This window comes from Rhizobium moroccans, assembly GCF_057559155.1.
The window spans coordinates 84,807-108,152 of sequence record NZ_JBHFJG010000009.1 but is presented as its reverse complement, the minus strand read 5'-3'; the positions used below and the strand labels follow the sequence as shown (position 1 = coordinate 108,152).

General features: G+C 61.1%; 19 protein-coding genes. 4 read left to right on the top strand and 15 right to left on the bottom strand.

What is annotated here, in order from left to right; all coding sequences use genetic code 11:
• Positions 1–40: 40 nt before the first annotated feature.
• The 3 genes from ACE04I_RS06740 to panC form a co-directional block, all read right to left on the bottom strand.
• Positions 41–940, bottom strand: a complete 900-nt coding sequence (locus tag ACE04I_RS06740) for an NUDIX hydrolase (RefSeq protein WP_046796524.1) — start codon at positions 938–940, stop codon at positions 41–43.
• Positions 941–1,039: 99 nt separating this feature from the next.
• Entirely contained in the window at positions 1,040–1,861 is an 822-nt protein-coding gene (gene panB, locus ACE04I_RS06735; RefSeq protein ID WP_487206792.1) for a 3-methyl-2-oxobutanoate hydroxymethyltransferase, read from the bottom strand.
• Positions 1,858–2,733, bottom strand: coding sequence for a pantoate--beta-alanine ligase (panC, locus tag ACE04I_RS06730; RefSeq protein WP_487206791.1), 876 nt, complete (start codon positions 2,731–2,733; stop codon positions 1,858–1,860). Before panC ends, panB begins: the two co-directional genes overlap by 4 nt.
• 313 nt (positions 2,734–3,046) lie before the next feature.
• Between panC and ACE04I_RS06725 the strand changes: the two genes are divergently transcribed.
• Genes ACE04I_RS06725 through ACE04I_RS06715 form a run of 3 tightly spaced genes read left to right on the top strand, consistent with a single transcriptional unit; the run spans position 3,047 to position 7,846 of the window.
• Positions 3,047–4,990, top strand: coding sequence for a PrkA family serine protein kinase (locus ACE04I_RS06725; RefSeq protein ID WP_046796521.1), 1,944 nt, complete (start codon positions 3,047–3,049; stop codon positions 4,988–4,990).
• 22 nt (positions 4,991–5,012) lie between these two features.
• Positions 5,013–6,293: a YeaH/YhbH family protein gene (locus ACE04I_RS06720; protein ID WP_046796520.1), complete on the top strand. Its 1,281-nt coding sequence runs from the start codon at positions 5,013–5,015 to the stop codon at positions 6,291–6,293.
• A complete protein-coding gene (locus tag ACE04I_RS06715) occupies positions 6,290–7,846 on the top strand; it encodes a SpoVR family protein (RefSeq protein ID WP_046796519.1) in 1,557 nt (518 codons plus the stop codon). Before ACE04I_RS06720 ends, ACE04I_RS06715 begins: the two co-directional genes overlap by 4 nt.
• 22 nt (positions 7,847–7,868) lie before the next feature.
• Here ACE04I_RS06715 and ACE04I_RS06710 read toward each other — a convergent pair whose 3' ends face one another.
• From ACE04I_RS06710 to ACE04I_RS06695, 4 genes are read right to left on the bottom strand one after another with little or no spacing between them, the layout of a single operon-like run.
• The gene (locus ACE04I_RS06710) at positions 7,869–8,342 is read right to left on the bottom strand and encodes a DUF6152 family protein (RefSeq protein WP_046796518.1); all 474 of its coding nucleotides are present in this window, start codon (positions 8,340–8,342) and stop codon (positions 7,869–7,871) included.
• A 60-nt stretch (positions 8,343–8,402) separates the two neighbouring features.
• Complete coding sequence (locus ACE04I_RS06705) at positions 8,403–10,565, bottom strand: xanthine dehydrogenase family protein molybdopterin-binding subunit (RefSeq protein ID WP_487206790.1); 2,163 nt, start codon at positions 10,563–10,565, stop codon at positions 8,403–8,405.
• Complete coding sequence (locus ACE04I_RS06700; RefSeq protein ID WP_046796516.1) at positions 10,562–11,578, bottom strand: FAD binding domain-containing protein; 1,017 nt, start codon at positions 11,576–11,578, stop codon at positions 10,562–10,564. The genes ACE04I_RS06705 and ACE04I_RS06700 overlap by 4 nt, the downstream gene beginning before the upstream one ends.
• Positions 11,578–12,231 carry a (2Fe-2S)-binding protein gene (locus tag ACE04I_RS06695; RefSeq protein ID WP_046796515.1) on the bottom strand — a complete coding sequence of 218 codons (654 nt, stop codon included), beginning with the start codon at positions 12,229–12,231 and terminating at the stop codon, positions 11,578–11,580. The genes ACE04I_RS06700 and ACE04I_RS06695 overlap by 1 nt, the downstream gene beginning before the upstream one ends.
• 169 nt (positions 12,232–12,400) lie before the next feature.
• Between ACE04I_RS06695 and ACE04I_RS06690 the strand changes: the two genes are divergently transcribed.
• Positions 12,401–13,312 (top strand): AraC family transcriptional regulator, encoded by a 912-nt coding sequence (locus ACE04I_RS06690; RefSeq protein ID WP_046796514.1) that lies wholly within the window; start codon positions 12,401–12,403, stop codon positions 13,310–13,312.
• 142 nt (positions 13,313–13,454) lie between these two features.
• Here the strand turns inward: ACE04I_RS06690 and ACE04I_RS06685 are convergent, their stop codons facing one another.
• The 8 genes from ACE04I_RS06685 to ACE04I_RS06650 form a co-directional block, all read right to left on the bottom strand.
• Positions 13,455–14,336: an AraC family transcriptional regulator gene (locus tag ACE04I_RS06685; RefSeq protein ID WP_170986326.1), complete on the bottom strand. Its 882-nt coding sequence runs from the start codon at positions 14,334–14,336 to the stop codon at positions 13,455–13,457.
• Positions 14,317–15,030 (bottom strand): formylglycine-generating enzyme family protein, encoded by a 714-nt coding sequence (locus ACE04I_RS06680; protein WP_487206789.1) that lies wholly within the window; start codon positions 15,028–15,030, stop codon positions 14,317–14,319. The genes ACE04I_RS06685 and ACE04I_RS06680 overlap by 20 nt, the downstream gene beginning before the upstream one ends.
• A gap of 3 nt (positions 15,031–15,033) precedes the next feature.
• Positions 15,034–16,071 (bottom strand): aldo/keto reductase, encoded by a 1,038-nt coding sequence (locus tag ACE04I_RS06675; protein ID WP_046796512.1) that lies wholly within the window; start codon positions 16,069–16,071, stop codon positions 15,034–15,036.
• Between the two features lie 130 nt (positions 16,072–16,201).
• Positions 16,202–17,065: a helix-turn-helix transcriptional regulator gene (locus ACE04I_RS06670; protein ID WP_487206788.1), complete on the bottom strand. Its 864-nt coding sequence runs from the start codon at positions 17,063–17,065 to the stop codon at positions 16,202–16,204.
• 155 nt (positions 17,066–17,220) lie between these two features.
• Positions 17,221–18,936, bottom strand: coding sequence for an ABC transporter ATP-binding protein (locus tag ACE04I_RS06665; RefSeq protein ID WP_487206787.1), 1,716 nt, complete (start codon positions 18,934–18,936; stop codon positions 17,221–17,223).
• Positions 18,937–18,944: 8 nt separating this feature from the next.
• Complete coding sequence (locus ACE04I_RS06660) at positions 18,945–20,120, bottom strand: ABC transporter permease (protein WP_046796510.1); 1,176 nt, start codon at positions 20,118–20,120, stop codon at positions 18,945–18,947.
• A gap of 19 nt (positions 20,121–20,139) precedes the next feature.
• Positions 20,140–21,126 (bottom strand): ABC transporter permease, encoded by a 987-nt coding sequence (locus ACE04I_RS06655; RefSeq protein WP_046796509.1) that lies wholly within the window; start codon positions 21,124–21,126, stop codon positions 20,140–20,142.
• 27 nt (positions 21,127–21,153) lie between these two features.
• A complete protein-coding gene (locus ACE04I_RS06650; RefSeq protein WP_046796635.1) occupies positions 21,154–23,262 on the bottom strand; it encodes a family 10 glycosylhydrolase in 2,109 nt (702 codons plus the stop codon).
• Positions 23,263–23,346 lie beyond the last annotated feature (84 nt).

The following is a 23,346-nucleotide window of genomic DNA, read 5'->3' as shown; positions in this document are numbered from 1 at the left end:
TATATCGAGAGCGCATAGATATTCTCAAACAGAGTTTATGTCAACTGCGTGAAAGAGGAAGTTTCGATCCCGATAGCGCCCGCTCTTCCAGCACCGCGTGGCGATAGCGGAACAGCTTGGCCGGCCGGCCGCCGGTCTCGCTTGTGACCTCGCCGGTTTCCTCGATGAGCTCCTGCTGATCGATCAGCCGGCGGAAGTTCGGCTTGTGCAAGGTAAGCCCGGCCAGAGCCTCGACGGTGCGCTGCAGTTGCAGGAGCGTGAAGCTTTCCGGCATCAGTTCGAAGACGACCGGCCGGTATTTGATCTTGGCGCGCAGGCGGGCAATACCGGTTGCCAGGATGCGGCGATGATCTGCGAACATCGCCCGGCCAGCCGAACCGGACCCCGGGGCCGCTTCGGCAACCAAGCCTGCTTCGTACATCAGTTCGTAGCGATGGAGGACAAGCTCCTCGTTCCAGGGAGCGCCCTCAAGACCGAAGGTGAACTCGACCCGGCGCTTCCGATATTCTCGGCGGGATGGTTCCGCCTCCGCCCATCTCTGCAGCCGGTCGGCAATTTCCGACAGGATTTCCGGCCTGCCCTTCCTATGGTCCTCCCAGGGAAAATATTCGTACCAACCATGCCAGCCGGGGTTTCCGGCACCCGGTGCCGCCTGCTCGCGCACAAGGCCGAGATAGCTGATCGAGATCGCCCGCCATCGGGCGCTTTCATGCGTGCGGTCGCGATCGGCAAATGTATAGAGCTGCTCCAGGTAGCCGACGGGATGACCCGTCTGGTCCTGCACCCATTCCCTCAAGCCCGCCTGCAGGCTCCTGTGGCCGAGCTCGAACGGTCCCGACGGCAGTGCCTCGCCCCGCCTCACGGTCATGACCTTCGGCTCCCCCTGGGTCGCTGCGATCAATACGGCTATGAGTTCAGCAAGGGCAAGTCCAGCCGTCACGCGGGTCACATCTCCAGTGGCAATCAAGCGCCTTTATAGCCGGCAACCGGCGAATTGACAGCGCGAACACATCGAGAGCCGGCATAGCGTCTTCGCCAGTCAGGACCGAGGCTTGAACGTATGTTCCGGTCCGGGAAACCGGCGGGAGCGGACGTCGGCCGCGTATTCCTCGGCAGCCCTGGAAATTCTCTGGCCGAGCTCGTCATAGCGTTTGACGAAGCGCGGCGTGAACTCATTGAAAAGCCCAAGCATATCGTCCGAAACCAGGATCTGGCCGTCGCATGCGGACGACGCGCCGATCCCGATGGTTGGAACATCGATCAACCCGGTCAGTTCGCGGGCGAGCGGCTCCACGGTTCCCTCGATGACCACCGCGAATGCGCCGGCGCCGCCAACCGCGCTTGCATCGCGCCGCAGCTTTTCGCCTTCCTGTTCAGAATGCCCAACCGAACGGTAACCGCCGGCCGTGTTCACCTGCTGAGGCATCAAACCGATATGTCCGAGAACGGGGACGCCACGAGCCGACAGGAAGCCGATGGTCTCGGCCATCTCCTCTCCACCCTCGAGCTTGATCGCGTCGCATCCCGTCTCCTGGAGTACGCGCACTACGTTTCTGAAAGCGACCTCCTTGGATTCCTGATAGGTGCCGAAGGGCATATCCACGACCACGCAGGCCTTGCCCGCTCCCCGCATCACGGCCTGACCGTGCGCAATCATCATTTCAAGGGTGACGCCGACGGTGGTTTCCATCCCATAGAGAACCATGCCCAGTGAATCGCCGACCAGCAGCAGATCGCAATGGGGGTCGAGCAGACGCGCCGTCGGCGTTGTGTAGGCGGTCAGGCAAACGATCGGATCGCTGCCTTTCATCGCCTGGATATGCCGGGGCGTGAGGCGTTTTGGGCGCGTGGGAGCGCTCATCGCTCGGTCCTCCCTGTTTCGCCCTGTCGCGGATGAATGACCCTGTTGTCGAGCAGTCGAGTGGACCCGACGCGGACGAAAAGTGCGATCACCACGGGCTCGATGATGGAGGTCACGGGCCGCAGGGTCGTAGCATCCCTCACCGCGACGACCTCGGCGCTCGCCAAAGGCTCGCGCGCCAGAAAAGCGCGCAGCTTCTCTTCCAGTTCCATGGGATCGGTCAAGCCATCCTCGACCAGTCGCTCCGCTTCGGCCAACGTCCGGGGCACGATCACGGCCGCGCGGCGCTCCGCCTCGCTCAGGTAGACATTGCGCGACGATAGCGCCAAGCCGTCGCTGTCACGCACTGTCGGAACCGCGACGACACGGACCGGCAGCGCGAGGTCTTCGACCATTCGTTTGATGATGACGACCTGCTGGTAATCCTTCTCACCGAAATAAGCGGCCTGTGGCTGGACGATGTTGAACAGCTTGCAGACGACCGTCGCCACGCCCGCGAAGTGTCCGGGCCGCACCGCACCTTCGAGTTCGATCCCAAGTTCCGGCACGTCTACGACCGTCTTCATCGGACGGGGATACATCTCCTCCACACCAGGGGCGAACAGGATGTCCACGCCGGCGCGTTCAAGCATTCCACTATCACGCGGCAGGTCGCGGGGATATCGGGTGAGATCCTCATTGGCGCCGAACTGCAGAGGATTGACGAAGATCGACACCACCACAATGTCGCATTCGGCTTTTGCCCGTTCGACGAGCTCCATATGGCCGGCATGCAGATACCCCATGGTCGGGACGAAGCCGACGCTTTTTCCTGAAGCCGCAAGCTGCCGAAGATGGCCGCGTAACTCTTCGATCTTGCCGATAACACGCATGGCGTCTCCCCCCATGGCACAACTCTCAGTGCTTTAGTCAATTGAGGGGAGCTTCACAATCCGGTTCTGCCCGGTTCTGCAAGCTCGCGGCACGTCACGTCTTGAGGCCAAGAATTCCCTCTGAATGCGGTCAGAGACCATCAGGGGTATCTGAGCTGCACTGAATTTTTTTCCATCGATGCACTTTTTTGTGCATTGCCATTACACCGGCCCGGTTCTGTACTATCTTCATAATAATGATTCTCGGAAATTGCCGCATCACCTCTTATGGTTGCGGCATTGGGCTGTGGCGCAATCCTGACTGGAGGGGCCGATGCTAGGTGAATCCTTGTTGGACGCATTCACGCGCAACTACGAAGCGCGGCGCGAAGCCGACATGTCGATCGAAGAATACCTGTCTATATGCAAGAAGGATCCGATGGCCTATGCCAATGCCGCCGAGCGCCTGCTCGCGGCCATCGGAGAACCTGAAATCGTGGACACGGCGAAGGACGCACGCCTCGGCCGGATTTTCGCGAACAGAACCATCCGCACCTATCCGTCCTTCCCCGGATTCTACGGCATGGAAGATACGATCGAGCGGATCGTCTCCTTCTTCCGGCACGCGGCTCAGGGTCTGGAGGAACGCAAGCAGATCCTTTATCTGCTCGGTCCCGTCGGCGGCGGCAAATCCTCCCTTGCCGAGCGGCTGAAACAGCTGATGGAGGCCAATCCCATCTACGTCCTGAAGGCGGGCGAAGAGATGAGTCCGGTCTTCGAAAGCCCGCTCAATCTCTTCGATCCGGCCGCCATGGGCCCGCTGCTGCTCGAAGAATACGGCATTCCGACGCGGCGCCTCAGCGGCATCATGAGCCCGTGGTGCCTGAAGCGGCTCGATGAGTTCGGGGGCGACATATCGCGGTTCCGCGTGGTGCGGATCCAGCCCTCGAGGCTGCGGCAGATCGCGGTCGCCAAAACCGAGCCGGGCGACGAAAACAACCAGGACGTCTCGTCTCTGGTCGGCAAAGTCGATATCCGCAAGCTCGAGCACTATTCGCAGAATGACCCCGATGCCTATAGCTATTCGGGCGGCCTTAACCGGGCGAACCAGGGCATCCTCGAATTCGTCGAGATGTTCAAGGCGCCAATCAAGATGCTGCATCCGTTGCTGACCGCGACGCAGGAGGGAAATTACATGGGCACCGAGAATATCGGCGCCCTCCCCTTCTCGGGCGTCATCCTGGCGCATTCGAACGAAGCGGAATGGCAGGGCTTCAAGGCGAACAAGAACAACGAGGCCTTCATCGACCGCATCTGCGTCATCAAGGTGCCCTATTGCCTGCGCGTGACCGAGGAACAGAAGATCTACGAAAAGCTTATCGAGAGCTCGGAACTGGCGGCTGCCCCTTGCGCTCCGGCGACGCTGGAAATGCTGGCGCGTTTTTCCGTCCTCTCGCGCCTGCGCAAGCACGAGAATTCGACGGCGTTTTCCAAAATGCGGGCCTATGACGGCGAGAGCCTGAAGGAAACCGACCCGAGGGCCCGCAGTGTGCAGGAATATCGCGATGCTGCGGGCGTCGATGAAGGGATGGACGGCATTTCGACCCGCTTCGCCTTCAAGGTGCTTGCCTCGACCTTCAACCACGACACGACCGATCTCGGCGCAGATCCGGTCCATCTGATGTATGTCCTGGAACAGGCCATACGCAGGGAACAGTTCTCCGAGGAAACCGAGAAACGCTATATCGAGTTCATCAAGGCGGATCTGGCGCCCCGCTACGCCGAGTTTATCGGCAACGAGATCCAGAAGGCGTATCTGGAATCCTATTCGGATTACGGGCAGAACCTCTTCGACCGGTATGTGGACTATGCCGACGCCTGGATAGAGGATGTCGACTTCAAGGACCCGGATACCGGACAGCTTCTCGATCGCGAGCTGCTCAATCAGGAACTGACGAAGATCGAAAAGCCGGCAGGCATCGCCAACCCGAAGGATTTCCGCAACGAGATCGTCAAGTTCTGCCTGAGATCACGGGCGAACAATGGTGGAAGGAACCCGCCCTGGACAAGCTATGAGAAAATTCGCGAGGTGATCGAGAAGCGGATGTTCTCGCAAGTCGAGGACCTTTTGCCGGTAATTTCCTTCGGTACGAAAAAAGATGGTGAAACCGAAAAGAAGCACAGCGAGTTTGTATCTCGTATGACCAGCCGCGGCTATACCGAACGACAGGTTCGGCGGCTTGTGGAATGGTACATGCGCGTAAAACAGGCAGGTTAATGCTCACGGACCAGGTACCGACATGCACATCATCGACCGGCGGCTGAACCCGCGCGGTAAAAGTCTGGAAAACCGGCAACGATTTCTGCGGCGAGCAAAGGACGCCGTACAGCAAGCGATCAAGCAATCTTTGCAAAACCGCGGAATCCGCGATGTACTCGATGGCGGCGAAATCCATCTTCCGATCGGCGGCTTGGGGGAGCCGGGCTTTCGCCGCGCCGCCGGAGGCCTGAGAGATTATATCCTGCCGGGCAACCGTACTTTTGTCGAAGGCGACATCATTCCGCGGCCCGTCGGCTCGGCGGCGGGCAGGTCGAGGCTTGCGGGAGAGGACGACGACAGCGAGGATAGCTTCCGTTTCGTTCTCACACGCGAGGAATTCCTCGACATGTTTCTCGACGAGCTGGAATTGCCCGATCTTGCCAAGCGGCGGCTGAGCGAGACGACGGAGGTCGTTCCGGTGCGGGCGGGCTATTCCGTTTCGGGGCCGCCCTCTAGCCTCGCGGTCGGCCGCACCACACGGCTTGCCATGATGCGGCGCATCGCTCTTCACCGGCCCAAGAAGGAGGATATCGAAGCCCTCGAAAGGGCCATAGAGGAATGCGACAGCGAGGAGGACCGCCTGGCGCTCAAGGCCGAATTGAAGCTGCTCACCGAAAAGAGCCGGCGCGTTCCCTATATCGATCCGCTCGACGTGCGGTATCGCCGTTTCGAAAATACTCCAAAACCGGTCGTCAAGGCCGTGATGTTCTGCCTGATGGATGTGTCCGGTTCCATGACCGAGCACATGAAGGACCTGGCCAAGCGCTTCTATCTCCTGCTCTATCTTTTCCTCACCCGCCGGTACGAGAAAGTGGAAATCGTCTTCATCCGGCATACCGAGAAGGCCGAAGAGGTCGATGAACAGACCTTCTTCTACAGTCCCGCAAGCGGCGGCACGATGGTTTCCAGCGCGCTTGCAGCCATGCGCGCCATCATCGGGGAACGTTACGATCCGACCGAATGGAACATCTACGCCGCGCAGGCTTCGGACGGCGACAATTCCTACTCCGACGGCAGCGTGGCAGGGCAGTTGCTGGAGCATGAAATCCTGCCGCTCTGCCAGTATTTCGCGTATATCGAGGTGGGCGACGAGGACGACGATTCCTCTTCGTCCTCCTCCACGCTCTGGCAGCTTTACCAAGATATCCATGCGGGTAAGCGCCCCCTTTCGATGCGCAAGGTCTGCCGTAAGAACGAGATATTTCCCGTCTTTCACGATCTCTTCCGAAAGGGTCAGGTACATTCCGAGGTGGTACCATGACGAAAGCGTCGGCTGAGCTCTTTCAAGGCGCCGACTGGGATTTCGGGACCCTCCAGCGCATCCATGACGCCTGCGAGGAGATCGCGCTCGGCGAGCTCGGGCTCGACGTCTATCCGAACCAGATCGAGGTGATCACCACCGAGCAGATGCTGGATGCCTATTCCTCGACAGGCATGCCGCTCTTCTACCGCCACTGGTCCTTCGGCAAGCATTTCGTCCATCACGAGGCGCTCTATCGGGGCGGCAAGCGGGATCTGGCCTATGAGATCGTCATTAACAGTTCTCCCTGCATCTCCTATCTGATGGAGGAGAACACGGCGACCATGCAGACCCTGGTGATCGCCCACGCCGCCTTCGGTCATAACCACTTCTTCAAGAACAACTATCTCTTCAAGCTGTGGACCGATGCCGAGGGCATCCTGGATTATCTCGAGTTCGCGAAATCCTACATCGCCCGCTGCGAGGCCCGCTATGGCGAAGCGGCCGTCGAAGCGACGCTCGACGCGGCCCATGCATTGATGTCGCATGGGGTCCACCGTTATGCCGGAAAGACCAGGATCGACCTGCGCGACGAAGAGCGGCGGCAGCAGGAACGGCGCGCCCACGAGGAGCAGATATTCAACGATCTCTGGCGCACCGTGCCGGGTACGCGCAAGCGCAGCGCCGCCGACGTGGATTTCGAGAAGCGCCGCGCAGCGCTGGGCCTGCCCCAGGACAACATCCTCTACTTCCTCGAAAAATCGGCGCCACGCCTGCAGCCGTGGCAGCGGGAAATCCTACGCATCGTCCGCCATATCGCGCAGTACTTCCACCCCCAGCGCCAGACCAAAGTGATGAACGAGGGGGCGGCAACCTACACCCACTACAGGATCATGCAGAGGCTTCACGAGCGGAAGAAGCTCAGCGACGGCAATCATCTGGAATTTTTGAAGTCGCACACGAACGTCGTCTTTCAGCCCACCTACGACGACCCGCGGTTTTCCGGCATCAACCCCTATGCGCTCGGCTTTGCGATGATGCAGGACATAGAAAGGATCGTGACAGACCCAACCGACGAGGACCGCGAATGGTTTCCCGATATCGCCGGCCAGGGCGAACCGATGGAGGTTCTGCGCGCGATCTGGGCCGATTATCGCGACGAGAGCTTCATCCGCCAGTTTCTAAGCCCGCACCTCATCCGGAAATGGCGACTCTTCCAGCTTCATGACGCGCCCGAAATCCACGAGGGCCTGCTGGTTTCGGCGATCCATGACGAGCGTGGGTACAAACGCCTCCGCCGCGAGCTTGCGCAGCAATACGACATAGGCTGGGGCGACGCCAGGATCGAGATCGTCGATGTGGATCTTGCCGGCAACCGACGGCTCGTGCTGCATCATCTCATGCTGAACGACTGTCCTCTCGACGAAAGCGAGATCAAGCTCGTGCTGCAGCATCTCGCGGATCTATGGAGCTATGAGGTCCTGCTTCAGGAAATCGACAGCGCCGAGAAGGTCATCAGAGAACATACGGCTCATCCGCGTGAAAATCTCTATAGAGCTTCCGCGACGTCTTAGCCTTGTTCCCGCGGCAAACCTTCTAGCTGCATCCATCCACCCGTCGATGCAGACCACCGCTATACGAGATGACCTGGCCGCTCGATAGCTGTATCCAGGAGCTGCGCAGTTCATGCGGCGGCCGGCAATTGCGCAGCGCCAGCACCGTTACCCGGTCGCCTACCCTGATCCGATCCCTAAGAGCATAGAATTCGCCCACCGGAGAGAACTCGACCTCGCGAACCTCGCCGATATCCTCCTCTCTAGCGATGAACGGTCCGGTGAACTCATCCGGCCGGTTCGGGTCGAGTGCGGGAACTTCACGGCCCTCCACGCGAACGGAGAGAACCGGATGCGGTGGCGCGAAGGTGGCGCGCGTGACCATGCCCGCGAGCACGATGGGGCTGGAGCTATCATATTGCCCGCTCACGCCGTGATGCGCCAACACCGCGGTGCCGGTCAGCCCCGCTGCGATGATCAAGCTGAACAGTATGCGATGCCTCAATGCCTTCAACATGGTGGTCTCCTTGCCTTCCGTACCTTCTCACCATGCTTCCTTTCCATGGTGAGCAGACTGTTAGAGGAGGTGCTCGATGCGGATCGGCAATTCCCGCAGCCGTTTGCCGGTGGCGTGAAAGATGGCATTTGCGATCGCTGGTGACGCTCCTACCATCGCGACTTCGCCGAGGCCCTTGAGGCCGGTGGAATTGGCGAGAGGATCGGGCCGGTCGATGAAGCCGACATCGATCTCGCGGATATCGGCGTTCACCGCCACGACATAGTCGGCAAGATCGTTATTCAGATAGCCGCCGTAACGAGGATCGATCTCGGTGGCCTCCCGCAGCGCCGCACTCAGTGCCCAGACAACGCCGCCTCGTACCTGGCTCGCCGCCGTGCGGGGGCTGATGACCCGCCCGCAATCGGCGATGCTGACGACGCGCGGCACGCGCACCCGGCGGGTACGCGGCTCAATATGGACTTCAACGAAATGGGCGATGTAGCTCATCGTTGTGAAGTTCGGGTATTCCGGTCCGGCGACGGCATAGGCGCCGCGACGCAAGGCCTGCAGCGCCTCAGGCCCCTGGCCCGGACCGACTTCAGACACTTCGATCTGCAGGAAAGGCCGCCGCACGGTCGAAAGCTGGCGGTGCAGATTGCCCGCGATCTCGCGTCCGGCGAGCAGCTCTCTCATCGCTTCCCGCATCCGCGCTACTGCCTTGGCCGTGGCGGGAATTGCGCCGGCGGTCCCCCAGGAGCCCGCGGTTATATGTTGGGGAGCGGCAGTGGTGTCGCCAATGACGATCTCCAACCGATCAGGATCGATCTCGAGACCTTCCAACAAGACCGCGGCAATTGCCGTGCGGATGCCCTGGCCCATTTCATGGCCCGAAACCGCGTATCGCGTGCTCCCATCCGCCCCGATGCGCAGCGTCGCGATCGCAGGCACCATCATAGACGGATAGGCCCCGCAGGCCACACCCCAGCCGATCTGCGTCCCATCCGAAGCCGTCATCGAGCCCGGTTCCGGCGTGCGTCGCGACCAGCCGAAACGCCGCGCCCCCTCTTCGAGGCACTCGTTGACGAAGCGCGACGAATACGGATTGCCGGTCCGGTGATCGATGCGGCTGTCATTGGCCAGCCGCAGCGTGACCGGATCGCGACCGAGCTTATGGGCGAGTTCGTCGACCGCGCTCTCGAAAGCGAAGCAAGCCGCCTGAGGATGAGGCGCGCGCATCCAGCCCGGCGGCTGTCGATCGATGCGGATGTCGGCTGCCGTGCCGCGATAGTTTTCGATGCCGTACAGCCGGCAGGTGGATTCGTGATATTCGGCGCAGGGGAAGAAGCCGTGGCGCGACTGCTCCTGCTCGGCGTCATAAACGGCGGCGGTCATCTTGCCGTTGGCGTCCGCACCCAGGCGAACATGATGCCGGCTGTGCGGCCGATAGGTGGCCAGATGGAATATCTGGCCACGCGGCATGACGATCTTCACCGGTCGGCCGAGCAGCATCGCCGCCTGCGCCACCAGAGCCGTCTGGCGCTGGCCGATCCCGCCTTTCTGCCCGAAGCCGCCGCCGATATAAGCGCTCTTCACGTCGACGATCGCCGGATCGAGCCGCAGCGCCCGCGCGGTCGCGCCTCTCGTTCCCGCGCTGCTTTGGGTGCATTCGTAGATCATCAAGCGGCCGTCTTCCCATACCGCGGTCGTCACCAGCAGCTCGATGGGATTGTGATGCTGCGTCGGCGAGACATAGGTCGCTTCCACCGTTGTCGCCGCACTCGAAAGCGCCACCTCGGCATTGCCGAAAACGACGTCTTCGCCCGGATCACGCTCGCTATCCTCGCTGTCGATCAGCGCAGCGAAGGGCTCCGGCGCGTAGCTCGGTCGAACCGCTTCGGCGCCCTCGATCGCTGCCTCGAGCGTTTCGGCTACGACCAGTGCAATGGGCTGACCGCGATAGGCGATGCGCCATTCGAGCGTGGGCGGCGGTGGCGGAGGGCCATCCTCGCTCACCGGCGCCGGGGAAGGAAAATCATCCGGCGTCAGCACGCGTACCACTCCCGGCACGCGCATCGCCGCCGATGTGTCGAGTGCCGTCAAGGTGCCCTTGGCGATGCGAGACGGCACCGTCATCGCGTGAAGTATTCTCGCCACCGGCACGTCGCCGGGATAGACGGTTGCGCCGAGAACCTTGTCTCGCGCATCGACTCGGGCGCGGTCGGGAAACGATGCAGTGTTCATGAGCGGCTCCTCTCGGCGGCAATCAGAAGGGCATCGGCGACCGTGCGCGCGCCGAGTTCGAGCTTGAATCTGTTGTGGCGACCTGGCTGGGCCGTCCGGAACGCGGCTCGCCCGGCCTCGATGGCTCTCTCGGGCGTCAGGCGCTGTCCGGCAAGCACGGCTTCGGCCTCGGTAGCGCGCCACGGGCGCGTCGCCACCCCGCCGAGCGCGATCCTGGCGCGGATCACCTGATCGTCTTCGATTTCGAGCACCACGGCGGCCGAAGCAAGTGCGAAGGCATAGGATTCGCGGTCGCGGATCTTGTGATAGGTCGAACCGCGGGCCGTCCCCGCCTCAAGCGTTTCTCTGGGCACTTCGATCACCGTGATCAGTTCGCCGGGTGCCAGCGAGAATTCGATGTGCGGCGTATCGCCTGGCAGTCGATAGAGCTCGGCGATGGGCACGCGGCGTTGACCGGCTGGGCCGACGATCTCGACGCTGGCATCCATCGCTGTAAGTGCGACAGGCCAATCTCCGGGTGAGACTGCATTGCACGACCCGCTCGCCCCCAGCACGGCCTGCCCGCGGTCGAGCCCACCAATCGCGGCGCATCCGCTGCCTGGCTCGCGCTTGTTGCAGGGATAGACGCCGTCCACGCCGTTGCGGAAATACATGCAGCGGGTGCGCTGGAGCAGGTTCCCACCCACCGTCGCCATGTTGCGGAGCTGTTGCGAGGCGGCTTTCCACAGCGCCTCGGCCAGAACCGGGTAATCACCAGCCACGACCGGATCGGCGGCGACCGCGCTCATCGGGGCAAGCGCGCCGAAGCGAAGCCGGTCACCGCTCGTATCGATCGTGGCCAGCCCTCCGATCGCGGTCACGTCGATCAAGTGTGTCGGCCGTTCGATGTTGAGTTTCATCAGATCGTAAAGCGTCGTGCCGCCGGCGATGAAGCGGGCTCCTGCCTCCGCATCGGCAAAGGCGTTCACGGCTTCCTCGGCCGTCGTCGGCCGGATGTAGCTGAACGGTCGCATCAGCCCCTCCCCATCTTGGAAGCGGCATCCTCGATCGCGGCCACGATGCCGGCATAGGCGCCGCACCGACAGATATTGCCGCTCATATACTCGCGGATGCGTTCCCTGGATGTAGCATTGCCCTCGACGACGCAGGCGACTGCCGCCATGATCTGGCCAGGCGTGCAATAACCGCACTGGAGCGCGTCATGATCGATGAACGCCTGCTGCATCGGGTGAAGATTATCGCCGTCGGAAAGCCCCTCGATCGTGACGACCTCCCCGCCTTCCACCTTGGCCGCCAGGGTCAGGCAAGAGGCGACGCGCCTGCCGTCGACATGAACGGTGCAAGCTCCGCACTGGCCGTGATCGCAGCCCTTCTTCGCGCCGGTCAGTCCCAGACGCTCGCGTAAGAGATCGAGCACGGAAGTCCGGGTATCGATCTCGACTTCGACCATCTCGCCGTTGACGGTCGTTCGCACCAGCAAAGGGTATTGCGGCGTGACCGGAAGAGGTGCTGCGCGGTCGGCTGCTGCCTCGGCTGAATTCGGTCCTTGTGTTGAAAGCGACACTGCCACGATGGCGGCGCCGCTCTTCAACGTGTCTCGGCGGGTAAGGCCAAATCCGCTGCATTGGCCTTTATCGCTTTCCTCGACCCATTCGTCTTTTGACATCCGACGCTCCTTTTGCTGCGATCCAGGCAGGTTCTGGTCAATCGAAACATACTGCGCAGGCCGGCAGCACGCTTGCCAACAGCTGCGAAAAACTTGCCTGATTCTTCGGGAGCGGTGACGTCGCCGGACGATCCTGCTAGATTGGGACCTCACGTTCCGGAGACGTCGCATGGATGTACTCAAAGACGCCGTCCGCGCCTATGTCAGCCAGCATGGAAATCATGAAGGCCTTGCGCCGACCCCGGTGCCCGGCCTCCGGCTGAAATGCGTGGAAGCGCCTCACGGCGATCTGCATGCGATCACCCGGCCCCTGGTCATCATCGTGCTGCAGGGCACCAAGCGCATGGTTGTCGGGCGCGAGGAACGGATATTCTCCGCGGGGCAATCGGCGATCGTCAGCGCCGACATGCCGATCGTCACGCGCATAGAGCGCGCCAGCCCAAGCGAACCCTATATGGCCATCGCGATTGAGATTGAAATGGCGATGCTTTCGGAGGCCGCGGCCCATCTGGGGCCGGCGCGCCTAAAACGCCGCTCGATCATGCCAACCCTGTTTACCGAAGACACCGAAGCCGCGGCGCTGGACTGCGTCTTTCGCTTGATGCGACTGTGCGATCAGCCAACCGCCATTCCGCTTCTTCACCCCGGCATCATGCGCGAACTGCATTTCTGGCTTCTGTCGGGGAAACATGGTCCCGAATTGGCAACGCTCTGCGACCCCGCGAGCCACGCTAACCGTCTGGCCGCCGCCGTCGCCATTCTTCGGGCCGAATATCGCTCCCGAATATCCACCGAACGCCTCGCCGCGGCAGCAGGAATGGGCCTGACCGCATTTCACACGCATTTCAAGCGGATGCTTTCGCTGTCTCCGGGGCAATATCAAAAACGCCTGCGCTTGATCGAGGCGCGCCGCCTGATGCTGGACGAAGGCCTTTCGGCGAGCAGTGCTGCTTTTGACGTCGGCTACGAAAGTGTGTCGCAGTTCACCCGCGAGTACGGCCGGCTGTTTAAAGTGCCGCCGAAGCGCGACGTGCTACGCATTCGCTCCATGCCGACCGGCGTTGAAGAGTGGGCGCCTTAGCAACGGCTGTGGAGATGGAGACACTGTTCACAGCATCGCCGCCATGGGCGCTGGCTAAACGGCTCCTGGACATCTCAGACTTTTCCAACCGCGGTTGCTCTGATTTTCGAAGCTGCAACGCTCCAGAAGCCAGGATCTGCTTTCACCCAGAATCTAGCCAACCCTGCACGTAGTTTTGCGGTGTCATGCCAACCTGGCGCCGGAAATGGCGAATAAAGTGGCTCTGATCGCTGAACCCCAAATCATTCGCGATCGCGGCAGCCGGGTATCCGCTTCTCAAGAGCTGCTTGGCACGCTCGATGCGCAAATGGTTCTGGTAGGCATGCGGTGGCAATCCGAACGCCTGGCGAAAGAGCCTGCAGAAATGGAATGGACTTAAGCCAGCAAGGGCTGCCAGTTCCGCGAGCGAAGGATTGGCCGCAATCTGGTCGTTCAGAAAACAGCGAGCAAGTTGCAGTCCCCTGTCATGACGCTTAACCGGCCTCGGAGACTGCTTGACGTTCCTGATAAGTAGATCAGCAATCAAGCCGCGAAGGATCGAAGAAGACTCCAGCCTGCTCATCGGCTTTGTCAGTTCAGCGTGAACATGGGCGAATGATCGCCATCCCGGCGCATCTGGAACAAGATGATCCCGGAAATGCGGAGGGTGGGAGCGCCGCCCCTCAATCTCCTCATCAATGGTCGCAAGTGAAGCCGGGCTCACGACGATGACGCGGTAGCTTGCTTCGGCCTGCCCATCGAACGCGCAGAGGCTCGTTTCCCCAGGCTCTGCAAATTGCAGGCGACCCGGCGCCATGACGTGGTCTACCCCGCGATACCGACTGATCCAATATCCCGACGCGGAGATTCCGAAGCGGTAATCTTCGTGAAGGTGCCGAAGGGCCGATTTTTGGTCATTTGTTCCCCAGCAGATATCGACTGGCGGGTCGCAGTCGAGCCGCTTCAGGCCGAACTTCGATGCGGCGTCGACCGATGGCTGCGTTCGGTGGGTTTTCGGCCCGATATCAGGACGGCTGGTACGCACAACGAAACCCCACATAGACCGCGTAGAAGTCCGCCGGTTTCCATTGCATGGCCTCCGACGTCGTCTGATCGCCGCCATACCACCAGGAGCCGCCGGCGGTCAGCGCGTCTGCGCCGCGCCGATCGGCGATCCATTCCCAGACATTTCCTCCCATGTCGTAGAGGCCGTTAACGCCGGGAGGCGTCGATCCGACCGGTGCGTGGCGAGACCATGGGTCTGCGTCCCGCGTGTTCATGCCGTCGGGTGTCTCGCCGGAGGAATAGCGATAAAGACGGCCGGTTTCGAAGCCGACCGGTGCCTCTCGCATTTCGTGGTAGGCGGCAAGACGCCATTCCTTTGCTGTCGGCAGCCGGCCGTTACGCCAACGGCAATAGGCGGATGCCTCATGCCAGCTGACATGAACGGCCGGTTCGTCGAGGGAAGCCGCATCGCTCCCGAAAGGACGATAGACCGTCCAGCCGGCACGTCGCTCCCATCCCGAACCCCATTCGAAACCTCCGCCGGACTCCTCGGCGGCAGTTTCGAGACCGGTGGCGTCGGCGAATTCCCGGAACTGGCCGATGGTGACTTCCGTCGCGTCGATCTCGAAATCTCCGACAGTTACACGCCCGCCCACTTCCGCGCGGACGGTGGAAACAAGTCCCATGACAAGCCCGGTTCCCAGAAGAAGATGGATTGCGCACCGAAGAGACATGGCTCAAGCTCTCCTGAACGGCCAAGTCACCACGCCACCATAGTTCTTGCCTGGATACGGCGGCTGCTTCAATGTCTCCGCGAAGCCTTCGATCCCTTCCATGTGCTGCACCATCCGCACGCGCATGGCCTCATCCGGCAGATCGCCATAAAGCGCACCCATATTGTCGCTCAGATGATCGGGGCTGCTGGTCGCCGGAACCACATTGGTCACCGCCGGATGGGAAATGATGAATTTCAGAAAGAATTGCGCCCAGGTCTCTGCTCCGAACTCGGTCGCGAATTCAGGTAGCGGCCTGCCCTGCACGCTGGTGAAGAGCCGCGCCTTCTCGAATGGAATGTTGACTTGCACGGCAACGCCATTGTCCGCGCAGGCCGGCAGAATGCGCTCCTCTGCCTGGCGCGAGAAGATCGTGTAATTTACCTGTACAAAGTCGAGGTTGCCGGTGCGGATCAGTCGCTCCATGGTGGCGTAGTATTCGGGGCTCCACTGCGTGACGCCGACATAGCGTACCCGGCCCTCGTCCTTCCAGCGCCGGAGGAGATGCAGCACCTGATCGTAGTTCTCCAGGCTGTGCACCTGCTGGACGTCCATCCTACTGCGCCAAAGCCGTTCCATCGAGCGGCGGAACTGGGCTTCCGAATGGCTGTCGTCGGAAAGCCATTCGCCAGTCGTCCAGGTCTTGTTGGTGATGAACAGGTCGTCGGCAATGCCGAGTTCGGTGGCGAAGTCTCCGACACTCACCTCCGACATGCCGTAAAGTGGCGAGGTGTCGATCACCCGCCCACCGGCCTCATGAAAGCGGCGGATGATCTCGCGGATATGCCCGCGCGGCTCGCCCGGCAGTATGTCGAAGGTCTCGAAGGTGCCGAGGCCGATAACCGGAACCTGCTCTCCGGTCTTCGGGATGGCCCGCCTGATAATGGGCCGATCGCCAGTCGCCTGGGCAAATGCGCGCCCGCCGCTCAGCGATCCGGTGGCGAGAGCGCCTATGGCTGCACCTGCCGCCTGCAAGATTGTTCGCCTTTGAATTCCCGTCATGTCAGTCTCCGTGCCTGTTGCAAAGGCCGCAGAATTAAGATCTTCGCGGGCAACCGTCGCTCACGATCCTGATCTCAACCGCACGGAACTGACATATTCGGAAGGCACCGCTTGCTTTCCATCACACATCTTAGTGAGGACGGTATTCGGATGGGAAACATCCGACCACTTTGTGGAACACGCGCGCAAAATGTGTCGGGCTTGAAAAGCCGACCGACAGAGCCAGTTCAGTGACGCTCGTCGGGCGCTCGCCCATTATCTGAATCGCCTTTTGTACCCGCAGCTCGTTTATGAATTGCAGCGGCGTTCGTCCGATCGTCGCGCGGAATGCGCGATGGAAATGACCTTCAGAAAGACCCAGTATATCTGCCAGCACCGCGACGCGGATTTCGCCCGGAAGCTGGGCTTCGACATATTCCCTAATCCGGCGGATCCCCCAGGAAGGAAGCTTTCCCGGTAGGGATACGATCGGAGCATTTTCATTTCCGTAGCGGAGCCTCAGGTGCTGGACGAGCGCCAGGGACATCGCGTCGACATATGTGATGTCCAGTTTGCCATCCTGCTCCTGGTGCCAGGCGAGCTGACCAAGGAGCGAAACCAGGAAGGGATCTTCCCGAGTGCTGAAGGCGCGGATAGTCGCACCGTCGGTCAGTTCCCGGAACCGGTCGGGTGAGATCGCGATGCTCGCCCACCGCCAGGAGACTGCCTCCAACCTGAGACGGCGCTCCGTATGGGCCGGCAGAAGAGAGGCACAGCCTGCGGCATCGATCCCGTCATAACTGTATCCGCAATCGGTCACATAGCGGTGGCGGGCCGCGCCGCCTTCAAGTGTAGCCATGATGAGGTGACTGGAGGAACGGATGGCGCCTTCCACGAATTCCGTATAGCCGCGGCGTGCCACGTCGAAGCGCCCGTCAGACCACGAAAAAGTTCTGTGTTCGCCGGCGCGGGAGCTGAGATTCTGGAGATAACTGGCATGCGCAGCAACATTCATGGAACTCTCCGCTATGACTTTCACCGACTGGATGTCATCAGATATCCGCCGCCATCACGCGCAACGCAAGCAAGGCGCTCGATAAAAGATACCCGATCATTTGGTGCAAAGCATGAAGAGGATCGCGCCGGATTTCGGCATGCACTTTTCCAATTTCACGAGGACGCACGCATGCGGTGGAGCATGCGCTTGTTGCGAGGGTCCGGGTTGGGAACCGAGGAGATCAGCCGGCGCGTGTATGGCGCGGATGGATCGGTGCAGATGGTCTCCGCATCGCCTGTTTCGACGATATGCCCTTTATGCATGACCACCACGCGGTCGCAGAAATAGCGGACGACGGAAATATCATGCGAGATGAATAAGAAACTCAAGCCGAGCCGCTGCCTAATGCTCAGCAACAGATCGAGAATCTGGCTGCGAATGGAGACATCGAGCGCCGAGGTCGCTTCATCCGCTATGATGACGCGCGGCTCGAGCGCCAGCGCGCGGGCAATTCCTATGCGCTGGCGCTGTCCGCCAGAAAACGCATGCGGATATCGTTCCATGGCCAACGGATCGAGGCCGACCATCTTCAGCAGTTCGGCTACTTTCTCACCGGCCTGCCGATCCGTCATCTTGCCGGAAACGAGAAGCGGATCCGCGATAATCTGCCTTACCGTCATACGGGGATTGAGCGAAGCGAAAGGGTCCTGGAATATCAGCCTGACATCGCGATGATAGGCCCGCAGCTCCGCCTTATTGAGATCCGTTACATCTATCTCGCGCCCTTCGGCCGTTCTGTAGGTGATGCGTCCCGATGTCGGCTCCGTGATGCGAAGAACGAGACGACCGAGCGTCGTCTTGCCGGAACCGCTCTCACCGACGATACCGAGGCTTTCGCCTGGGTAAAGGTCGAAATCGACGTTATCGACCGCCTTCAGTGCGCCACCATTTCCGGAGCCGAAACCAAAGATTTTGCCGACCGAACCGTAGGACTTGGTCAGGCCGCGTACCGAAATCACGGGTTCGACCGCCTTCGCCTCGAACAACGCGGTCGCCGGAGATCCGGCCGCGCCTCTTTCCAGCTTCATCGTGGCATCGAGCAACTGTCTCGTATAGGGATGCGTCGGAGCGTGAAATATCCGGTCCACCGGACCGTTTTCCACGATCCGGCCATAGCGCATCACCGCCACGTCGTCGGCCGTCTCCGCGACGACGCCCATGTCATGGGTGATCAGGAGCATCGCCATGCCGCGCTCCTGTTGCAACCTCCTGATGAGGTCGAGGATTTCCGCCTGCGTGGTAACGTCGAGCGCCGTGGTCGGCTCGTCGGCAATCAGGATATCGGGGTCGCAGGCGAGCGCCATGGCGATCATGGCGCGCTGCCGCATACCGCCGGAAAACTCGAACGTGTAACGGTCAAGCATGCGTTCGGGATCGGGAATCTCCACCTGCCGCAGCAAATCGGCCGCGCGGACGCGAGCATCCTTTTTTGAGAGTTTCCGATGCTGCCGTATGGCCTCCATGATCTGCGAGCCAACCGTATGGACCGGGGACAACGAACTCATCGGCTCCTGAAATACGAGACCTATCCGCCCGCCACGCAAGGCAAGTATCTCGCGGCCGCGTTCGGGAAGGGCAGCGATGTCCACCACCCCGTCCGGGCCATCGAGAAGGATCTGCCCGCCGACAAGTCGGCCCGGTTTATCGATGATCCGCATCAATGCCCGGGCGGTCACGGATTTGCCCGATCCGCTTTCGCCGACCAGGCAGAGCGTCTTCCCCCGCCGCAGATCGAAGCTGACATCGCGCACGGCATGCAGAATGTGCGTCCTGAGGTGGAAGTCGAGAGAGAGGTTGCGAACAGAAAGCATGGTGTCCCGCATGGTCATGTCGCCTCTCAGCTCTCGTAAGGATCGGCCGCATCACGCAGCCCGTCGCCGAAGAAATTGAAGGAAAGCACGGCGGTCACGACCGCCAGGCTTGGCCAGATCAGAAGCCACGGAGCGGTGGCGACGGAGCGGACATTCTGCGCATCCTGCAAGAGAACGCCCCAGCTCACCACAGGCGGCTTCAGACCGACGCCCAGGAAGGAAAGCGAGGTTTCCGCGACGATCATCGTCGGCACCGCCAAGGTCACCACCGCCAATATGTGGCTGGTCAGCGACGGCAGAATATGACGGAAGATGATCCGGCGCTCCCGGGAACCGTCGAGACGCGCCGCGGTGACGAAATCCTCGCCGCGAAGGGCGAAGAAACGTCCTCTCACCTCTCTGGCGAGACCTGTCCAGCCGAGCAGCGAGACGATCAGCGTCACCACGAAGTAAACCGACAAGGGCGACCAGGTCAGCGGGATAGCAGCCGCCAGACCAAGCCAAAGCGGGATCGTCGGCATGGCGCTGACGATCTCGATGATCCGTTGAATGACGGTATCGACCCACCCGCCATAGAAGCCGGATATCGCTCCGAAGACGACGCCGAGCGTGAGCGAGATCGCGACGCCCACAAGGCCGATCGACATGGATATTCGCGTCCCATAGATCAGCCGGCTGAGCAGATCGCGGCCGAGCCGGTCCGATCCCAGCAGATACATGGGTTCACGGCTGTCGAGGGGACCCAGAAGATGCGTCTTCATGGGGATCATTCCCCAAAGCCTGTAGGCCGGCCCGTCGACGAAAAAACCGATGGGTATCACCTTGTTCTCATCGATGACGAAGGTCCGACGCAAGGCCTGCGGCTCGATCTCGATGCGGTAACCCTTCACATGCGGAAGAAATTCGTGCCCCCCGCCCGCCGTCGGAGCGAAGAAGGAGATGCGCTGCGGCGGTGCGAAAGTATATTGCGGCCGGGAGGCATTCGGCAGCCCAGGCGCCAGGAATTCGGCGAATGCGCCGACAAGGTAGAGAAGCAGGATAACGCATCCCGCGAATGCCGCGACCTTGTTGCGGAAAAAGCGGTGCCGGATGAGGGTCCATTGCCCGGCGGCGGCCTCCGACGTAATCGAACCTCCCGGTTTCAGGGGACTTATCGCCGGACCGGCATCAATGGACGGGAGAGGTCTGCTGTCAGCCAACATGGGTCAGATCCTCTCGATATCAGTTGAACCGGATGCGCGGATCGAGCACCGCAAGCAGGATGTCCGAGATGAGCATTCCGACCAGCGTCAGGACGCCCATCAGCAGGATAAAGCTGCCGGCGAGATACATGTCCTGGCCGACCAGGGCTCGAAGCAGCAGTGGACCGGCGGTCGGCAGATTGAGGACGATCGCGGTAATGGTGACCCCGGAAACGAGATCAGGCAGGACCCACCCGATCGAGCTGACGAACGGATTGAGCGCGATGCGAACCGGGTATTTCAGGATCACCTTGTACTCGGGAAGCCCCTTGGCGCGAGCGGTCACCACATAGGGCCGGCTCAGCTCGTCGGAAAGATTGGCGCGGAGCACACGGATCATCGCCGCCGTGCCGGACATGGCGATGACGATCAACGGAATCCACATATGGGACAGCATGTCCAGGAATTTGGCCATGCTCCACGGCGCGTCGGCATACTGAGGCGAGAATATGCCGCCGACGCTCTGACCGAAAAAACGATACCCGACATACATCAGCGTCAGGGCAAGGATGAAGTTCGGCACCGCAAGGCCGATGAAGCCGAGGAAAGTAAAGGCATGGTCGCCGAAGGAATGGCGGCGCACCGCCGAATAGATGCCGATCGGCAGGGATATCGCCCAGACGAGAAAAAGGCTCGCCAGCGAAATCAGAAGGGTCGAACCCATGCGCTCCCAGATGAGGGTCGATACGGGCTGGTTCCATTCGAACGAATAGCCGAAATCGCCGCGCGTCAGAATTCCCGTGATCCACACGAGATATTGGACATAGACCGGTTGGTCGAGGCCGTACTGACTGCGCAGGCGCGCGATCGTCGCCTCATCGAGATTCTGCCCGCCATCCGCCATCGTCGACAGGAGCGATGTCAGGTAGTCGCCGGGCGGAAGCTGGATGATCATGAAGGCGATCAACGACATGCCGAACAGTGTCGGAACCATGTAGAGTACGCGCCGGATGATGTAGGCGAGCATGATTTCTCCTCCCTCCTCGCATGCATCTCATTTCCAGGTGAGATGGACCACCTCCATGGCCTCGATTGAAGGTATTTCGATTTCGACCCGGCCGTGAACTGCGCTGCAGATGCACTCCTGGTCGCTGACGAGCAGCCGCGCGGAGGCGCCTTTACAGCCTTGCGGCAACGCCACCGAAACACGCTGCTGACCGATGGGGAAGATTTCCCGCAGCGGCCCTTTCATCATCATCGGGTTGGTCAGGTTGACAAGGCAGACCGCAAGCGCCTCCCGGCTCTCGTGAACCGCGATGTCGAGAACGCCTTTTCCCTCGACCGTGACGCGATGATCCTTCCCGAGTGCCCAGTTCACGGCATTGGCGATCAGCCTGCCATGGTCGGGGGCCAGGACCTCCCAGAATATTTCGCCGATATTCCACGGGATGTAGACGGTCCTGCCGCCGTAGCCGGTGTCGCGGGCGACCATTGCAGCGCCTTTCGGCTCCTCGCGTGGATAGACCTCCTCCATCGGCAGGTCCGGGAAATCCGGCACATAGAGGAACGGCGTGCTCACCCCTTCCTTCGGTTCCACCGCGATCAGCCGCGTGCCCCCGATGATGCGCGAGGCGCCTTCGTAGCCGTCATTCAGAGGATGAGTACTTGAAAGGGCGATATAGGTGTTCTTCACCGGGCCGCGCGCCGGTGCGGTCATCGACGCGGCGAAGGTTTCCGCCAAGCCGAAATCGGCACGTCGTCTTCCGGCGGCATCGTAGAGCGACGTCTCGTTGGCCGCGACCACCGAGCCGCCGCGCCTGACGTAGGCATCGATCGCCTCGCACTGCGCATCGGACAGATACGTGGCGTTGGCCAGGATGATCAGCTTGAACCGATCCAGTTCCTCCCGGGTCATCACCTGATCGGAAAGGAACTCGAACGGTATGCGGGCTTCTACCAGCGCATGATAGAAACCGAGATCGTTCCTTTCGGCGAGATGCCGCTCCTCGGGAGCCCAGTGGCGCAGTGTGGTCGAGGGATCGATAACGGCGATCTCGGCGGTTGGCTGCATGTTCTCCAGCCAAGGCTCTATATCCGCATGCAGATTGAAGGCCTCCACGACCGGCTTGACCCATCGCTGATCGGGAACGCAGGCGTTGAACTTCGTGAACCACGGAAAGAGCCCCTGGGCGATCCCGTCATGGATCCAAAGCTTGATTTCCTCTCCACTCTGCACGGAATCCTTCCAGCGATATTCCTCCTCCGGGCCGATGGAGGTGATCAGGCCGACAGGACGATCGCGAAACGTGCCGCGAATCCTCTTGCCGTTCCGGCCTGCCGACCAGCCCACTTCCACGCCCCGGCGCGCCTGGTGGTCGACGAAAAGGATCGGGCAGTGCTTCTGGATCAGCGAGAGATCGAATTCCATCAGCGAGGAGCCGCTCATGTTCGGAATGAAAGACGCATGCGGCCGGATCGCCTTGACCGTTTCGTCCCAGTGGATGACGAGGTCCGTGAGAATGCGCCGGCGCCACGCAGCCCATGCCTGCCATGCCGGATCCGTTGCATCGGCGGCAAGCGGCAGCTCGAAGCCGGTTTCGTCGCGGAAGCGCTTTCGGTTCTCTTCACTGTAGGAAATGCCATGTCCCTGCCAGCGATTGGCAAAAACCGCATCGATGTCATAGCGCTCGACGATCTCGCGGATGACGTCCGTGGTGAAATCGCGGTTATAGCTTCCCAGCGCATCGGTCACATAGATACCGGGAAACGCCCAGTGCTCCCGCGGATTTCCGTCCTTGTCGATCGCGACCCATTCCGGATGCGCCCATGCGGCCTCCTCATGTATGGCATGCGGATCCACGCGTGCCATGACATGCATGCCTAACCTGCGTGCGCCCTCGACGATCTCGCCGAAGGGATCGCTATCTCCGATGAACTTCGAAACGTAGTGCAGCGGAATATCGCTCGGATAATAGGCGATATAGCCGCCGGCCGACAGGCAAACCGCGTTGGATTTCGTCCTTCGGAAAAGGTCGATCCAGAACTCCGGATCGTAGCGCGCCGGATCGTCCTCCGCGAATGTAAGCTGGGTCCAGCGGGTTGCGGATCTGTACCATTCCCTGGAACGGCTTTCGGTCGGGGAGGAATTCGTCCTGTTCAGCATGATGCGGGTTTCCATGGCAAAAAGGTGCCGTCGCCGCCGTTTCCGACGCCGCCTGAGGTTAGGGGTTTCGCCGCCCCCCCCCCG